Below are 17,794 nucleotides of genomic sequence, written 5' to 3' on the forward strand. Positions count from 1 at the left end.
GGTAATCTGTCAGTCTTTTCTGAAGGGTACCTTAAATCCATGGCTCAGTATGTCTATAGCATGAACCGAGTGGGAAAGATTGTCCCACCAAAACGGCAGATTCTCAAGGATATCTCTCTGAGTTTTTTCCCGGGGGCAAAAATCGGGGTGCTTGGACTGAATGGTTCAGGAAAGTCCACAATTCTCAGAATCATGGCGGGTATCGATCGGGACATCGAAGGTGAGGCTACGCCCCAACCAGGGCTTAAAATCGGTTATCTCCCCCAGGAACCCCAACTGGATCCCGAACTCACCGTCCGTCAGGCGGTGGAACAGGGTCTGGGTTCGATCATCGAAGCGCGTGCAGCTCTGGAGGCTGTCTATGCGGCTTATGCTGAGCCTGACGCGGATTTCGATCATTTGGCTACCGAGCAGGCTCGTCTTGAAGCCATTCTTAGCGCAACTGATGGGCATAGTACAGAGTTACAAATGGACATTGCTGCCGATGCTCTGCGCCTTCCTCCCTGGGATGCCCTGATTGGCAACCTGTCTGGCGGGGAAAAACGTCGTGTGGCTCTGTGTCAGTTACTGATCTCCAAACCTGACATGCTGTTGCTGGATGAACCCACGAACCATCTGGATGCAGAAAGCGTCGATTGGCTGGAACAGTTTTTGCAGCGTTTTCCAGGAACCGTGGTGGCAGTGACCCACGATCGGTATTTTCTGGACAATGCCGCCGAGTGGATTTTGGAACTGGATCGTGGCCACGGTATTCCCTGGAAGGGTAACTACAGTTCATGGCTTAGTCAGAAAGAAGACCGTCTGAAGCAGGAAGAGTCTCAGGAATCTGCCCGTCAGAAAGCAATTCACAAGGAACTGGAATGGGTTCGTCAGAACCCCAAGGGTCGTCAGGCCAAATCCAAGGCCCGCCTGGCCCGCTTCGAAGAACTGAATTCGCAGGAGTATCAGAAGCGTAACGAGACCCAGGAAATTTTTATTCCTGTGGGTGAACGTTTGGGAGATTCCGTCATAGAACTTGATGGAGTCACGAAATCCTTTGGTGACCGTCTGCTTCTGGATAACATCAGTCTGACCATTCCGCCCGGTGCCATCGTTGGCATCATTGGTCCCAACGGAGCCGGCAAATCCACATTCTTCCGCATGATCGTCGGTCAGGAAACCCCGGACTCCGGTACGATCAAATTGGGTTCTACTGTCAATCTTTCCTATGTGGATCAGTCACGGGAAACTCTGGACAGTGACAAAACCGTCTGGGAATTCATTTCCGGAGGTTCAGATCTGCTCACTGTGGGCAAGTATGAAACTCCGTCCCGTGCTTATATTGGACGTTTCAATTTTAAGGGAGCGGATCAGCAAAAGATTGTAGGGAATCTGTCGGGAGGGGAACGGGGTCGCCTGCACCTGGCTAAGACCCTGATTCGTGGGGGGAATGTGCTGCTTCTGGACGAACCTTCCAACGATCTCGATGTGGAAACCCTGCGTGCCCTGGAAGATGCCCTGCTGGAATTTGCCGGAGCCGTGTTGGTCATCTCCCATGATCGCTGGTTTCTGGATCGAATTGCCACCCATATCCTGGCCTTTGAGGGAGATTCGCAAGTAACCTTCTTTACCGGCAACTATCAGGAATACGAAGCGGATAAAAAGAAACGTCTGGGGGAAGATGGGGCACGGCCCCGTCGCTTGCGCTATAAACCCTTGCACGGTTGATCCTGCAGGAGACCGATCAATTCCTCGGTGCTGAGGGTGCTGGTTTCTCCAGCGCCCTCCAGCAGACTATCTGCGAGGTTGCGTTTACGTTCATGCAGTGCGACGATCTTTTCTTCGATGGAATCCTTGATGATCAATCGATAAACCGTCACGGGGCGAGTCTGCCCCATGCGATGGGCGCGGTCCGAAGCCTGATCCTCTACCGCAGGATTCCACCAGGGATCCATATGAATGACATAATCCGCTGCGGTGAGGTTGAGCCCTACCCCACCGGCCTTGAGACTGATGAGAAAGATATCATCCGTTCCTTCCTGAAAGGATCTGACACGTTTGGATCGTTCAGCGGAGGGAGTGGATCCATCCAGATACTGATAGGTAATATGATGTTCTTCTAGGGATTGTCGAATCAGGGTTAGATAATCCACGAACTGACTGAAGACCAGAGCCCGGTGCCCACTTTCCTTCAACTCTTCCAGAATTTCCATGAGTGCGGTAATCTTGGTGGAAATCCAAGGTCGGGCAGGGAGAATTAGAGCACCATGGCAACAGGCCCGACGCAACTTCATAATTCCTGCTAATACCTTGATTCGATTGGGCTGTTCGTCACCCGGCAAGGTTGTGTTCTCCAGTGCTTCGAGACGGACTGCTTCGTACATGGCCTGTTCCTCTGGGGTGGCCTCCAGTTGTAGCGTGACTTCCGTACGTTGTGGTAATTCAGTCAACACCTGGGACTTGGTACGCCTCAGGATGAAAGGTTGAATCAGGCGGCGCAATTGTTCCCGTGCTTCCACATCCCCATGGCGTTCGATGGGGTAGGAAAACTTTTCCGTAAACGTATCTAGGGACCCCAACAGGCCGGGATTGATGAAACGAAACAGATTCCATAATTCTCCGAGGTGGTTTTCGATGGGAGTTCCCGTGGTCAACAAACGAAAATCCGCATGAATCTTCATGGCCGCCTGTGAGCGCTTGGTGCCTGGATTCTTGATGGCCTGGGCTTCATCCAGCACGCAAGTGGCCCAATGATGGCTTCCAATCATCTCCGTTTCTTGCTGAAACAGGGTGTAACTCAGAATGACCAGGGAATTCGGGCCCAAGTCCGCCAGTTGGTTTTTTCCACCTACGCAGAGCCACTGAAGGTTCAGCGTGGGAGAAAAACGTTGGGCTTCCTGTACCCAGTTACCGCAGACTGAGGTGGGCGCAACCACCAAAGCCGCACCCAGAGGGGCTCGGTAAAGAAGCAAGGCCAATGTTTGAAGTGTTTTGCCCAACCCCATGTCATCTGCCAAGCAGGCCCCTGCCCCAACTTCGGCGTGGCGTACCATCCAGGCAAACCCTGACCGTTGATAATCCCGCAATTCTGCTTGAAGCGTGGGGGGGATCTGGGGTTCCCATTGACTCAGGGATTCATGTCGCGACAGTAAATCAATCCAACGCTGATCGGTGATTGCGGAATTTTCCTGCTCGATCAGTTCAGATAGATGGGGCGCTGAAAGTGCATGAATTTGAAGTTCTCCTGCTTCTTCCTGGGCCAGACTGGCCAGTCCCCGAATTCGATTCAGCAATCCTTCACTCAAAGCAATGAATTGCCCATCCGACAAAGCCACGAAACGACAATCCGCATGTTTTGCCGCTGCCATGAGGGTTTTGAGTTCCAATACGGTATGGGCATCCACACGCACGCCTCCAGAAACCTTGAGCCAATCTCCCTGAGAATTGATCTGAAGCGCCATTTGAGGAAGTTGGGCTTCTCCACGGATACGTAAACTTTCTCCTGCCGGCCAACGCAGGTACACGGTGGACTCCCCCATGGCCTTGAGCAATGTCAGGATTTCACAGGCAGCGGCAGGGTGCCGACTGGTTCCTGTAAAGGGAAGGTCGGCAGGGACCAACCAGGGAAGACAGGCTTCGAAGATCTGTTGGGCGCGAGTTCTTTCCAGTTCCAGCGCGCGCTTCACACCGTGCAGCATGGCATCACTTTCACCCTCGATACAAATAGTATGCCCTGCTCCAGGAATAAAGGATTCCCGGGCCTCTCCCAGAGGGTAAACCACCAAAGCAAGACGAATCCCTTCGGGATGAGGAGACAGGAGTGCATAAAAGCACGGAGAAGCCTCTGTCAGTGATAGATTGGCCGGGACGGGAGGAACCCCATGTACCAGAAAACGGGGAGTCAGGGTCTTGAGCAAGGCAACGACCCGTTCCTCCTGAGGAAGAGGGATCTGTTGCCCAATTTCCCCTAAAATATCACGTAGACGGATTTCTTCATCGCTCAGTCCATAAAGACGCAAACGGTGGGAAGACTCTTGTTCGATCCACAAATCTTCACCCATGGGAATCTGTGGTTCCAACTGTAGATGCCAATGGTGACGGTCACGTCCGCTGATCAAAACGAAACGCCCTGCCACAAGTTCCACGGTTTTTTGGAGGTCATGTCCCCAAAATATCAAGGGGTGTCCCATCAGCAAGCGCAGAGCCTGCGGAACAAAAAAACGTTTGTCGTGGGGCTTTTGATCCACCAGTGTATTTCTCAGATACGCAATCACGGTTTTATCCTGCTCTGTGACGCTTTCTAATTCCTGGGTGATGTTAATGAGTCGCTGAAAGGTAATGGCTTTGCTGGCTCCCCATGATCCATGGATCTGACGTTTCTGTTCCCGCGCTTCAAGGAGAAGATTGCCTGTATCGGGATGGCGATGGAGCGTCCAGTAAAAGCGCTGTTGACGGACCGGTATGAACGTTTCGCCCAACTCTTCCCCCAGTCGCTCCAGCGCACCTAGTGCCCGCTCCCACAGAGGTTGACGACGAATGGCGGAAACCAGAGTAAGAGAGCCCATTTCCTGGTGCAGATGGGTAGCATGGAGCGCAGGACTTCCCATTTGCATGCGCTCCAGAAGTTCCCAGGCTTCCGCCGCAATCCATCGGTATCCGTGGGATTCTGCACGGCGTGCCAGTTCAGTCAAACGTATCGTGTCGATCCGTTCTCCATCCCCATCCACCCACCAACAGGCCAAGGCCCGGAACAATTGCGCCAGAGACTCCTTCTCGCCAATTTCCGCGCGATCCTCTCCAAGCGTTGCCTGAACAGACTGAGTTGCGTGGGCGACCTGACCCAGACAGGCATAAATGGAACTCATACCAGTTCCATTGCGAATCACCAGGGCAATATGCTGGGAGGCTCGTTCCAATGCTTTTGGATCACCGCTGGAAATCAGGGAAACTACATAGGCAATTCCTCCCAGTCCACTCATGCCCTGTTTGCGCAGATCCTGAGGTTTCCGGCAATCTTTTAATACTTTTTCGAACAGTGGAATGGCAGGCTCGGTTTGTCCTCGCAAAACCAGAACCAATCCTTCGATGCAGTGCGCCAGGGGAAAAGGGCGTCCCCGCACCAAAGTCAGTGATTCCTCCAGGTGTCCACGCAAAATCATGGGTTCGCAGAGTACACTGGCAAACCATTGCCGTTGTTCTTCGGGAGCCAGACGCGCCTGTTCCCGTAACCAGGTAAGGGGGCCTTTGCAGGGTTCCAGACGATTGGTTCTCAATGCAAGAATGGTGGCGGCAATGGTGAGAGCAATTTCATGGGGCAAAGAATCGAATTGCTGAGCCGAAAAAGGTGCGTCAAATAGAGTCAGATAGGGATTGCGCAAGCGCCATTCAGAGGCAAAGTAACTTTGCAGCGTTTGAGCCAACTTGGAGAAATCCTCAAATCGACGGGCGTACAATGCCAAGCGTAAATCTCGTACCCCTTCGTTGAACTGGCGCACAAAATAACCAAAGCGGTAATCGGCAATCTTGAAGACCTGGCGCACTGTATCCAGCGCCAAGAGGATTTGAGTTTCATCTTCCGGCATGCGGAGGATGACTTCGCTCAGCGTCGGAACACAGGCTAATCTACCCTGATTCAGGATCAGTTCATTTTTTTCCAGGAGATATTCGATCAAGGGAGTAGTATCCGAGACCGGTAAATCGCTGCGCTGGCAAAATACTTCCCAGAGGGTATGGATCTGGTTTCTGGTCAGAGAGAGATAGGATAGAGAAACCAAACGCAATAAACAGCGCGCGGGATCAGAAACCTCCAGAATCGGGGCGTCCAAAAAAGGGGCAGAGGCAGAGGAAGTCGAGTTCAAATGAGAAATCCTGAAGGAGGCCAGCGTGTCATGATCCTGTAACTCATTCTTGCAATTCTATGATGAAATTCAATCTGGTGCCAAGTATCCTCCGGGAAGGTTGCGAGAAGAATGAACGAAGGGTAGCATGGTAAGGTTTTTTTGGAGTGATAGATGTCCCAAGCCTTGATTGAAATCGAAGACCTGCACTTCAGTTATGGTGCAAGACCCCTCCTGAAAGGAATCAGTTTCTCAATTCAGGAGGGGAAAATTTCTGCCATTCTAGGCACCAGTGGTTCGGGCAAGTCCACTCTTCTGCGCCTTGTGGGAGGGCAACTGCGTCCACAGCGGGGAGCCGTGCGCTATCGCGGGCAGGTGGTGCACGAGATGTCTGACCGGGAACTTTACACCATGCGCCGTGAACTGGGGATGATGTTTCAGATGGGGGGGCTATTCAGTGACCTGTCCGTATTTGAAAACATTGCTTTTCCCCTACGGGAACATACTCGCCTTGCACCCCGTCAAATTCGGGATCTGGTCCTCATGAAATTACAAGCCGTGGGACTGCGCGGCGCCCGGGATCTCATGCCGGCCGAACTCTCGGGAGGAATGGTTCGGCGGGTTTGCCTGGCCCGTGCCGTGGCACTGGATCCCACCCTGGCCATCTATGACGAACCCTTTGCCGGTCTGGATCCCATTTCCCTCAACGCCGTGGCCCGCTTGATTCGGGAACTAAATGACAGTACCGGAATCACATCGATCGTGGTCACTTACGACGTCAGCGAGTCTCTGAAGGTGGTGGATGATATATTTTTACTTTCAGAGGGAGTCGTTGTCAGTCAGGGTACGCCTTCTTCACTCAGTCAGAATACTCAAGATGCTTATGCCTATCAGTTCATCCATGCCGAGGCCGATGGCCCCGTGCCTTTTCAATGGCCCGCGCCTCCGCTGGAACAGGATTTTCGACCGTCATTGTTTTGATCTCCCTTCTCGTTATCGGGTGACATTGCGTCCTTCTTTTCGTCACGCTTCACTTTACAATTGAGATTCCGACCACGATGGCCACTGTTGCTGCCCCTCCCCCTTCTTTGCCACCTAAATTCGCCAAAGGAAAGAAATGGTTATGGCTGATCGGTATCGTCGTTTTCTTACTGATGTTAGGCCTGTTCCGTCACTTTCGCCAGAATGCTCATGACCCGAAAACCCTCAGGCAACCTGCGCCCACCCCCGTTTCACTGGCTACTGCCCATCAGGCCGACTTTCCGGTCTGGCTGACCGGACTGGGGACGGTCACGCCCGTGTATACCGTCACTCTGAAAAGTCGCGTGGATGGCGAGTTGATGAAGGTTTATTTCAAGGAGGGAGACCGGGTTCACCAAGGGGATCCCATCGTTGAAATCGATCCCCGCCCCTATCAAGTCCAGTTGGCTCAGGCCCAGGGTCAACTGATCCATGATCAGGCCTTGCTGGAGAATGCGCGAATCGATCTCAAACGATACGAGGAACTGATCAAAACGGGCGCCATTCCGGATCAGATATTGGTCACACAGCAAGCGCTGGTGCACCAATACGAGGGTACGGTCACCTCGGATCAATCTCAGGTGGACAACGCCAAACTCCAATTGATTTATTGCCATATCACAGCCCCTGTGAACGGGCGTCTCGGCATTCGACTGGTGGATCAGGGCAACATGATCCTGGCCGCTGGCAACATGGGTTTGGTGGTGTTGACCCAACTGGATCCGATTACCGTGATTTTCCCCCTTCCTCAAGATTATCTGAACGACATTCAGCAGGGGATGAATAGTCCACTGGCTCCCCTCAAGGTAGAGGCTTGGGATCGTTCCAACCAGCATTTATTGGCCACGGGCGAATTGCAAACCCTGGACAATCAGGTCGACATCACCACGGGAATGGTCAAATTGCGTGCCCTGTTCGTCAATCATCATGACGAACTCTTTCCCAACGAGTTCGTCAACGCCAGGGTCCGAGTGGCGGTCTTGCCTCACGTTACCGTCATTCCGGTGGCCGGGGTACAACAGGGGGATCAAGGTCCTTTCGTGTTCGTGGTAGACAATAACATGAAGGTATCTCTTCGCAAGGTCAAAGCCGGTCCAGCCAATGGAGATGAAATTGCCATACTGAGTGGCGTTCGTCCGGGAGAACGGGTCGTGACCGAAGGGGTCGATAACTTGCGTTCAGGGATGACCGTCACCCTCGCTCAACGCGCGTCTTCCATTCCCGCCGTTTCCCAGTGAATTTTTCCAGCCCTTTTATCGATCGTCCGATCGCCACTTCCCTTGTGATGGTGGCGATCCTGCTGTTGGGATTGATTGCCTGGCGTCAACTTCCCTTGTCTGCGTTACCCGAAGTGGATTATCCCACCATCGAGGTCACGACACTTTATCCTGGGGCAGGGCCCGAAGTGATGGCCGGAACCGTGACTGCCCCCCTGGAACGTCAGTTCGGACAAATGGCGGGCTTGACCCAAATGGCCTCCACCAGTTCCGGAGGCGCCTCCATCATTACCCTCCAGTTTTCATTGTCCCAGTCCATCGATGTGGCGGAGCAACAAGTTCAGGAAGCGATTAACGCTGCCGGTACCTTTCTGCCCACAGACCTGCCTATGCCACCCCTGTATAACAAGGTCAATCCTGCCGATGCGCCTATTTTGACCTTGGCGGTGACCTCCCCGCATATGACCTTGCCGCATCTTCAGGATTGGGTCGAGACGCGCCTGGTGGGCAAACTTTCTCAAGTTTCAGGTGTGGGCATGGTCAGTATGGGAGGGGGATTACGCCCGGCCGTGCGGATTCGGGGCAATCCCACGGCACTGGCCTTGCGCCGCCTTGGATTCGAAGATTTGCGCATTGCGATCATCAACAATAATGTGGACATCCCCAAGGGGAGTTTCGATGGCCCCAACCACTCGGTGACGGTGGATGCCAATGACCAATTGCATGATGCCGCGTCCTATCGTCAAGTCGTCATCACCTATCTGAACGGCGCACCGGTCCGGATCGGAGATGTGGCCGAAGTCGTGGATGACGCCGAAGATGTTCATCTGGCTGCCTGGAAAAATGATACACCGGCCATCATCGTTAACATTCAACGCCAACCCGGAGCCAATGTCATTCAGGTATCCGATCGGATCAAGGCGCTTCTCCCCAAGTTACAGAATTCCTTGCCTGAAAGTGTCAAAGTTGAACTATTGTCTGACCGCACCACCACCATTCGCGCTTCCGTCCACGAGATTCAGTTTGAGTTGATGTTGGCCATTGCCCTGGTGGTCATGGTGATTTTTCTGTTTCTGCGCAGTTTGCCAGCCACCCTGATCCCTGCCTTTGCCGTGCCAGTTTCTCTGATCGGTACTCTGGGCGTCATGTATCTGGCCAATTTCAGTATCAATAATCTCACGCTGATGTCCCTGACCATTGCCACCGGATTTGTCGTGGATGATGCCATTGTCATGATTGAAAATATCGCCCGTTATCGAGAAATGGGTGAAGATGCCCGCACGGCTGCCTTTACCGGATCTCGTCAGATCGGTTTTACCATCCTTTCCCTGACCTTCTCCCTGATCGCCGTACTCATCCCGCTGCTGTTCATGTCGGATGTCATCGGGCGGCTGTTCCGGGAGTTTGCCATCACCCTGGCCGTCACCATCCTGATTTCAGCGTTTGTCTCCCTGACACTCACACCCATGCTCTGTGCCCATATGCTCGGAGGCAAGGAAGCACCGGAAACAGGGTGGCGCCTTCATTGGAAACAATTTCTTGACCGCCTGATCCAGTCCTACGCGCGTTGGCTGGACATCGCCTTGCATCATCAGGGACTGGTATTGTTCACGGCCTTACTCACCCTGATTCTCACCGCAGCCCTCTACCTTTATCTTCCCAAAGGATTTTTTCCTATTCAGGACACGGGTATCCTGCAGGCCATTACTCAGGGTCCTCAAACCATTTCCTTTGGCGCCATGCGTCGGGAACAGTTTTCATTGGCACAAAAAATTCTGAAGGATCCCGCTGTGGAAAGCCTGTCTTCCTTCATCGGAGTGGATGGATCAAATACCACGATCAATTCGGGACGTTTGATGATCAACCTCAAACCCTTTGCCCAACGGGGAGAGGAAAAGTCCATCCGGGCGATCATGCATCGTCTGCACGAAACCATGGTCCAAAGCCATAGTGCTCTGGAAGTCTATTTCCAGCCCGTTCAGGACATGACGCTGGAAGATACCCTGAGTCGAACCCAATATCAATTGACACTGGAAAGTCCAAAAATAGCCGAGATCCAGCGTTGGGTTCCCCTTCTTCTTGAAAAAATGCGCCATATTCCGTCGCTTCGTAATGTCGCCAGCGACCAGCAAGATCAAGGAAAACGGATCTTTCTGGACATCGACCGGGACAACGCTCTGCGCTTGGGGGTTTCTGTCGCCGCATTGGATAACCTGCTCTACGATGCGTTTTCCCAACGAATCGTGTCGACCATTTTTACTCAATCCAACCAGTACCGCGTAATTCTCGAAAGCGGGCCACAATTCAGTCAAACCCCCAATCAGTTGCACCTATTCTATGTCCCCGGTGCCAACGGTGCACAGGTTCCTCTGGATCAATTGGCCCATATCCGGGAAACAACCGGTCCTTTATCGATCCATCATCTGGGACAATTCCCTGCGGCCACCCTCTCCTTCAATCTGGCCCCCCATCAATCCCTTGGGCAAGCCGTGGAAGCTATCGACCAAGCGGTCAACAAGTTGAACTTGCCTCAGAGTGTGGAACTCCAATTTCAGGGCGCTGCCCGTGCCTACCAGAAGTCGCTCTCTTCCACGCTGCTACTCCTGCTGGCAGCAGTGGTGACCATGTACATCGTGTTGGGCGTCCTTTATGAAAGTTATATACATCCCATCACCATCCTGTCCACCCTTCCTTCGGCAGCAGTGGGCGCATTGTTGGCCCTGTTTTTGACGGGCCATGATCTTGATATTCTGGGCGTGATCGGCATCGTACTCCTGATCGGTATCGTCAAGAAGAATGCCATCATGATGATCGACTTTGCTCTGGAAGCCCAACGGCACCAAGGGCTATCTCCGGAACAGGCCATCCGGGAAGCTTGTCTGTTGCGTTTCCGTCCCATCTTGATGACCACCTTGTCGGCGTTTTTTGCGGCTTTCCCCTTCCTCTTCGGTTCAGGAATCGGAGCCGAGTTGCGACAACCCCTGGGTTTGACTTTGGTGGGCGGGCTTTTGGTCAGTCAGTTACTGACTCTCTTTACCACCCCGGTGATTTATCTGGCCATGGAACGACTGGTGGGACGTTTGCGCGTACTAACGGGTAGGCAGGCATGAACCTGACCGGAGTGTTCATTGCTCGCCCCATTGCGACAACCCTGTTGACGGCAGCCATCACCCTGGCGGGATGGGTAGGCTTTACCCTCATGCCCATTGCTCCTTTGCCGCAAATCGACTTCCCGGCCATCAACGTTCAGGTAGCGCTGCCCGGTGCCAGTCCAGAAACCATGGCCGCCATCATGGTCACTCCCCTGGAACGAACGGTAGGACGAATCGCCGGGTTAACGGAAATGACTTCCTCCAGTGCTACCGGGATGGCCTCCCTTAGTTTGCTCTTCGATCTCGACCGGGATATCAACGGGGCGGCCCGCGACGTCATGGCTGCCCTGGATGCGGCGCGCAGCTTGTTACCCCCTGCTCTGCCCTTCAATCCGGTTTATCGCAAGATCAATCCGGCAGATGCCCCGATCCTGGTCATGACCATGACCTCGCCGACCAAGCCCCCCGGAGAGATCTATGATGCGGCCTCCACCATTGTCGCCCAACGTTTGTCTCAAGTCGACGGAGTTGGGCAGGTTCTGGTGGGTGGCGGTTCCCTGCCAGCGGTACGCGTTGAACTAAATGCGCCTGCCTTGCAAAGTTATGGCCTCTCCGTGGAGAATATCAGAACAGCAATATCAAACAATAATGTCAATATTCCTAAAGGAATAATAGAAAATACTGAGAATCGGTGGCAAGTCGATGACAACGATCAGGCGAAGACAGCCAAAGAATATCGTCCCCTCGTTCTGGCCTACCGCCATGGAAATCCTATCCGTTTACAGGACATTGCCGAAGTGGAGGACAGCGTACAGGATCTGCGCACGCTCGGACTGGCCAACGGGCAACGGGCCATCCTGCTTATCGTCAGTCGTCAACCCAGTGCCAACATCATCGAAACGGTGGATCGTATTCGTGCCATTCTGCCACGCCTGCAAGCCTCCATCCCGACTTCCATCGATCTCAAGGTGGTTATGGACCGCACACCCTCCATTCGTGCCTCGTTACATGACGTGGAACGTTCTCTGGTGATTGCCACGGTACTGGTAATTTTGGTGGTATTCCTGTTTCTGGGGGAGGTACGTGCGGCGCTCATACCCAGTATTGCCATTCCGGTTTCCCTGATCGGGACCTTTGGTATCCTCTATCTAGGGCACTACAGTCTCGACAATCTTTCCCTCATGGCCCTGACGGTCGCCACGGGGTTTGTGGTGGATGACGCCATCGTCATGCTGGAGAATATCACTCGCCATATCGAACGCGGGCTTCCTCCTCTGCAGGCCGCTCTGATCGGCGCCAGGGAAGTGGCCTTTACCGTTGTGTCCATGAGCGTTTCCCTGGTGGCCGTATTTATCCCCCTGCTCCTGATGGGGGGTATGGTGGGACGCATGTTTCGCGAATTTGCCGTGGTTCTATCCGCGGCTGTGCTGGTTTCCCTGGTGGTATCCCTGACTACCACGCCTATGCTGTGCGGACGTTGGTTACGTCCCGTAGATCCGCAGCATCGAATTCCCTCCTCAGCCTGGCAGCGTCGATTACACTGGGGAGTCCGGTTGTTCGAACGACTCGAAAATGGGTACCAACGCACTCTGGATACCGCACTTCACCATAAGCGTCTGGTTCTGTTTTTGCTGTTCTTGACCATCGGTCTGAATTTTTATCTCTTTTCCATCGTGCCCAAGGGGTTCATGCCGCAACAGGATACGGGGCGCCTGATCGGTCGGGTTCAGGCCGATCAGAATATTTCCTTTCAGGCCATGCGCGACAAAATGACACACTTCATCCGGATCTGCAAAAGTGATCCGGATGCCCAGGATGTCATCGGTTTTACCGGCGGCGAAGCGCGCAATGCCGGTAACGTTTTCGTGGTTCTGAAGCCGGAAGGAGAACGCCATGCCACCTCGGATGAAGTCATTGCCCGTCTGCGCACTCGGTTGAAAGCGGTGACCGGGGCCAGCCTTTACTTTCAACCCATCCAGGACCTGCGCTTTGGTGGTCGCGTGAGTAATGCCCAATATCAGTACACCCTTCAGGGAAATCATCTGGAAGAATTGCGGACATGGTCACGACGTATCCGCATCGCATTGGCCAAATTACCCGAATTGGCTGATGTCAACAGTGACCAGCAGGAACTGGGTCTGGAATCCTGGCTCGAGATCGATCGGGATACCGCGGCACGTCTGGGTGTCGATCCACGTTCGCTGGATCAGGTCCTCAATGACCTGTATGGGCAGCGCATCATTTCAACCATCTTTAATCCGCTCAACCAATACCGTGTGGTAATGGAAGCCGCCCCCCCTTATTGGCAATCTCCTTCCATGCTCGAACAAACCTATATTTATGGAACTCATGGCGACATGGTGCCATTGGCTGCCGTGGTCAAGATTCGTCCGGGCAATGATTCCCTGACCGTCAACCACCAGGGACAATTTCCTGCCACCACCATTACCTTCAATCTTCCTCCCGGAGTTTCCCTGGGACAAGCCACGGATGCCATCCATCGTACTTTCAAACAACTGGGCGTTCCTCCTTCCATTCAAGGTTCTTTCGAAGGCACCGCCAAAGTCTTCAAGGACTCTCTGTCCAGTGAACCCCTGCTGATCCTGGGGGCACTGGTGGTGGTTTACATCGTATTGGGTATTCTCTACGAAAGTTTGATTCACCCCCTGACCATTCTTTCCACCCTTCCTTCTGCGGGGGTCGGAGTTGTCGTGGCCCTGCTGATCACGGGGCAGGAGTTCAATTTGATGACTCTGATCGGGATCATCCTGTTGATTGGAATCGTCAAGAAAAATGCCATTTTAATGATCGACTTTGCCCTGCAGGCTGAACGGAGCGAAGGACTGTCTCCGGAAGAAGCTATTCTGAAGGCCTGTGTCAAACGATTTCGTCCCATTTTAATGACCACTTTGGCTGCCATGTTCGGAGCTTTGCCCCTTGCCCTGGACTGGGGAAGTGGCGGAGAATTACGTCGACCTCTGGGTATTGCCATTCTGGGCGGACTGGCATTGAGTCAATTACTGACCCTGTATACCACCCCCGTGGTCTACCTATATCTGGATCGTTTTCGTCAGCGCTGGGGAAAGCGTTTCACCTGGAAACGCATCATTCCGGCCAATTCCATCGCGAGTGATGTATGAAAAATCCGTATCGATGGTCCTGGTCGCTGTCTTCCTTGGTTTCACTTCTGGTTCTGGCATTGTCGGGATGTGAAGTGGGACCCGATTACGTCAAACCCACCTCACCCACGGCCAATAGTTTTCGGGTGCCGGTGGGCTGGAAAGTCGCCTCTACGCAGGGGACACCCATTCCTGCGCGCTGGTGGACCCTGTTTCAGGACACCACTCTGGATCAATTGGAGATCCAGGTGGCCCAGGCCAATCAGACGGTGGCCCAGCAAGAAGCAGCCTGGCGCCAATCCCAGGCATTGGTGCGCAGTACTCAAGCCGGGTTGTTCCCCACGCTGGGCCTGTTCGCAGCCGAATCCCGTAACCGGGCTTCGGCCAATGGGGTGGTTCTGGGCAATGGCCTGATTTACAACAATGACATGGCGGCCCTGCAAGCCAACTGGGTGCCGGATCTGTGGGGATCGGTGCGACGGAGCATCGAGGCCAACCAGGCCTCGGCGCAGGCCGATGCCAACCAGGTGGCCGCTACGTTGCTGAGTTTGCAAAGTCTGTTGGCGGTGGACTATTATCAACTACGCACCGATGATGCCGAATCGGCCCTCCTGATGGAGGCGGTCAAGGCTTATAAGAAATCCCTGGATCTGACCATCAACCGTAAAAAATTCGGAGTGGCTGCGGATACGGATATTCTTCTTGCCGAAAACCAGTTGGAAACGGCCAGGGCTCAACTCATCGACGTGGAGGTTCAACGCAGTCAGATGGAACATGCCATTGCCGTGTTGATAGGAAAAGTGCCTTCACAGTTCAGACTTCCTCCGCTTCCCCTTGGCGAAGGGTATCCCAAGCCTCCCTTGACCATTCCATCGGTTCTTCTGGAGCGACGTCCGGACATTGCCGTGGCTGAACGTCAGGCCGCCTCTGCCAGTGCCAATATTGGAGTGGCTCAGGCCGCTTTTTATCCCAATCTGACCTTGTCAGGAAATTACGGATACCAAAACGCTGCTTACAGCAATCTTTTTGCTCTGCCCAATCAAAACTGGTCTATCGGTTCTCAACTCTTTCAGCCTCTGTACGATGCCGGATTGCGTCTGGCCAATCTGGATCAGGCCCGTGCCGGTTTTGATCAGACCGTGGCCAACTACCGCCAGGTCGTCCTGACGGCTTTCCAGAATGTCGAAGACAATCTGGCGGCAGAGGAAATCCTGACCCGGGAAATCGTGGTGCAACAACGTGCGGTCAAGGCAGCTGCGCGCACTGTCATTCTGACGGACCAGCAATACCGCTCGGGGACCGTGGATTATCTCAATGTCGTTATCACTCAAACTGCCTTGCTCACCGGGCAAGTCAGCGAAGTCACCTTGCGCGGAAGAGCCTTCGTGGCGGCCGCCCAACTCATAGCAGCCCTCGGAGGGGGCTGGGATGGGGGTGAACCCCCAGTTCAACAAACCCAACAGGATGGGGTACACTGAGGGGATGAGTACGACTTCCCCTTTTTTTGATCTCCATGCTCAGGACTATCTGCGGGTCGCCGTAGCTGTCCCCATTGTGGCTCTGGCACAACCTCTGGACAATGCGCAGCGGACCGTGGCGCTCATGTCCAAGGCCGTAGAGCAGGGGGCACGGATCGTGGTGTTTCCGGAATTGGGCCTGACCGGCTATTCCTGTGACGACTTGTTTCATCAGGAGGCCTTGCTCAAATCCGCACTCCACGGGCTGGAACAGGTGCGCCAGGCCAGCAGGGAACTGCCGGTCTTCGCACTGGTGGGGTTCCCCTTGCGGCACCGCAGTCATCTGTTCAATTGTGCGGCATTGATCGGAGGCGGGACGATTCACGGCATCGTCCCCAAATCCTATTTGCCGAATTACCGAGAGTTTTATGAGGCCCGTCAGTTCACGCCCGCGCTCTCGTTTCGTACGGAATGGCTGGAATGGAGGTCTCATCCGCCTATTCCCTTTGGTCCGCGTCTGCTTTTTCAGTGGGAAGAACAACCCCTGGCAACGCTGGCGGTAGAAATTTGTGAGGACTTGTGGGTTCCCATCCCCCCCTCCAGTTTGGCAGCACTGGCTGGTGCCACGGTCTTGCTCAATGCTTCGGCTTCCAATGCCACGGTAGGCAAGGCGGACTACCGGCGTCAACTGGTGACCAACCAATCTGCCCGCTGTTTGAGCGCTTACCTGTACAGTGCAGCGGGGTGTGGTGAATCCACCACCGATCTGGCTTGGGATGGTCATGGTTTGATCGTGGATTACGGGAATATTTTGGCCGAAAGTACCCGCTATACCCCCACGGATCAGTTGATCACTGCCGACCTGGATCTGTTGCGTCTGCATCAGGAACGCATGCGCCAGAATACCTTTGCCCAGGCCTGTTTCCATCATCAGAGGGAACTCGAAACTTTCGATACCGTGCGCATGGCTCCGCTGAAAGACCCCCGCCCCTGCCCTAGGGTGCAACCTGTTCCAACCCGTTTTCCTTATGTTCCCGGTGCCTCTGATCAACGGGACGAACGGTGTGCCGAAGTTTTTAATATCCAGGTCCAAGGCTTGGCCACCCGTTTGCGGGCTACGGGTTTGAAAACCTTGGTATTGGGCGTTTCCGGCGGACTGGACTCGACCCACGCCCTGCTGGTATGTTGTGCCGTGTTGGATCAACTGGGGCTGTCGCGTCAGTGTTTGCGGGCTTATACCCTGCCTGGCTTTGCCACCGGCTCAACCTCCCTGGCGTTGGCCCACCATCTCATGAATGTATTGGAGGTTACGGCTGAGGAAATCGACATTCGACCCAGTTGCCTGCAGATGTTGAAAGACCTCGACCATCCCTATGCGCGGGGAGAAGCGCGTTATGATATCACCTTCGAAAATGTGCAAGCGGGCGAACGGACCAGCCATCTCTTCCGTTTGGCCAATCACCACGGGGGATTGGTAGTAGGTACCAGTGACTTGAGTGAATTGGCGCTGGGTTGGACTACCTACGGAGTGGGAGACCACATGGCGCATTACCATGTCAATGCCAGCGTCCCAAAGACCCTGATTCAGCATTTATTGCGCTGGGCTCAGGAGCGCTCTTTACTGACCCCGGCCCTGGGACCCTTGCTGGAGGAAGTATTGGCTCTGGAAATCTCGCCCGAACTGATTCCGGCCCAGGGGGGACAGATACAGAGCAGCGAGAGTACCGTGGGACCCTACGAACTGCAGGATTTTTTTCTGTACTATACGCTGCGTTTCGGTTTCCCTCCCCACCGACTGGCTTACATGGCTTGGTGTACTTGGGGCCAGGGGTCCGACACCTATACCTTTACTGAAATCCGTCATTGGTTGGGCATCTTCGTCACCCGTTTCTTTCAGGGTAGCCAATTCAAACGTTCCTGTCTGGCCAACGGTCCCAAAGTGGGTTCAGGTGGATCGCTCTCGCCGCGCGGAGATTGGCGCGCACCCAGCGATGCATCCGCTACCGTGTGGGAGGAGGAAGTCCGGACCCTGCCCACAAACTCCCCTCCCCTATCTCAGAAGGAAGACTGAGT

Annotated in this window: 8 protein-coding genes; 7 read left to right on the plus strand and 1 reads right to left on the minus strand. The window is 54.1% G+C overall.

The features are described 5' to 3' along the window. Window positions 1-39 precede the first annotated feature (39 nt). Window positions 40-1,707: an energy-dependent translational throttle protein EttA gene (ettA, locus tag HO274_RS01575; RefSeq protein ID WP_031596982.1), complete on the plus strand. Its 1,668-nt coding sequence runs from the start codon at window positions 40-42 to the stop codon at window positions 1,705-1,707. Here the strand turns inward: ettA and HO274_RS01580 are convergent. Continuing rightward, the gene (locus tag HO274_RS01580; RefSeq protein WP_051862213.1) at window positions 1,686-5,837 is read right to left on the minus strand and encodes a DEAD/DEAH box helicase; all 4,152 of its coding nucleotides are present in this window, start codon (window positions 5,835-5,837) and stop codon (window positions 1,686-1,688) included. The genes ettA and HO274_RS01580 overlap by 22 nt on opposite strands. A gap of 153 nt (window positions 5,838-5,990) precedes the next feature. Between HO274_RS01580 and HO274_RS01585 the strand changes: the two genes are divergently transcribed. The 6 genes from HO274_RS01585 (at window position 5,991) to HO274_RS01610 (ending at window position 17,792) form a co-directional block, all read left to right on the plus strand. Next, entirely contained in the window at window positions 5,991-6,797 is an 807-nt protein-coding gene (locus HO274_RS01585; protein WP_031596978.1) for an ABC transporter ATP-binding protein, read from the plus strand. 77 nt (window positions 6,798-6,874) lie between these two features. Then, window positions 6,875-8,074 carry an MdtA/MuxA family multidrug efflux RND transporter periplasmic adaptor subunit gene (locus HO274_RS01590; RefSeq protein WP_273120842.1) on the plus strand — a complete coding sequence of 400 codons (1,200 nt, stop codon included), beginning with the start codon at window positions 6,875-6,877 and terminating at the stop codon, window positions 8,072-8,074. Further along, window positions 8,071-11,163, plus strand: coding sequence for an efflux RND transporter permease subunit (locus HO274_RS01595; protein ID WP_273120844.1), 3,093 nt, complete (start codon window positions 8,071-8,073; stop codon window positions 11,161-11,163). The genes HO274_RS01590 and HO274_RS01595 overlap by 4 nt, the downstream gene beginning before the upstream one ends. Next, on the plus strand, window positions 11,160-14,285 hold the full coding sequence (locus HO274_RS01600) for a multidrug efflux RND transporter permease subunit (protein ID WP_273120847.1): 3,126 nt from the start codon (window positions 11,160-11,162) through the stop codon (window positions 14,283-14,285). The genes HO274_RS01595 and HO274_RS01600 overlap by 4 nt, the downstream gene beginning before the upstream one ends. Beyond that, window positions 14,282-15,742, plus strand: a complete 1,461-nt coding sequence (locus tag HO274_RS01605) for an efflux transporter outer membrane subunit (RefSeq protein ID WP_062187279.1) — start codon at window positions 14,282-14,284, stop codon at window positions 15,740-15,742. Before HO274_RS01600 ends, HO274_RS01605 begins: the two co-directional genes overlap by 4 nt. Before the next feature lie 4 nt (window positions 15,743-15,746). Further along, entirely contained in the window at window positions 15,747-17,792 is a 2,046-nt protein-coding gene (locus tag HO274_RS01610) for an NAD(+) synthase (protein ID WP_273120852.1), read from the plus strand. Window positions 17,793-17,794: the final 2 nt, after the last annotated feature.

It is taken from the genome of Ferrovum myxofaciens, assembly GCF_013181415.1.
GTDB lineage: Bacteria > Pseudomonadota > Gammaproteobacteria > Burkholderiales > Ferrovaceae > Ferrovum > Ferrovum myxofaciens.

What these genes read in the sequence shown, in the direction of transcription:
- ettA (WP_031596982.1), top strand. Translation starts at nt 40, where the DNA reads ATGGCTCAGTATGTCTATAGCATGAACCGAGTGGGAAAGATTGTCCCA.
- HO274_RS01585 (WP_031596978.1), top strand. Translation starts at nt 5,991, where the DNA reads ATGTCCCAAGCCTTGATTGAAATCGAAGACCTGCACTTCAGTTATGGT.
- HO274_RS01590 (WP_273120842.1), top strand. Translation starts at nt 6,875, where the DNA reads ATGGCCACTGTTGCTGCCCCTCCCCCTTCTTTGCCACCTAAATTCGCC.
- HO274_RS01600 (WP_273120847.1), top strand. Translation starts at nt 11,160, where the DNA reads ATGAACCTGACCGGAGTGTTCATTGCTCGCCCCATTGCGACAACCCTG.
- HO274_RS01605 (WP_062187279.1), top strand. Translation starts at nt 14,282, where the DNA reads ATGAAAAATCCGTATCGATGGTCCTGGTCGCTGTCTTCCTTGGTTTCA.
- HO274_RS01610 (WP_273120852.1), top strand. Translation starts at nt 15,747, where the DNA reads ATGAGTACGACTTCCCCTTTTTTTGATCTCCATGCTCAGGACTATCTG.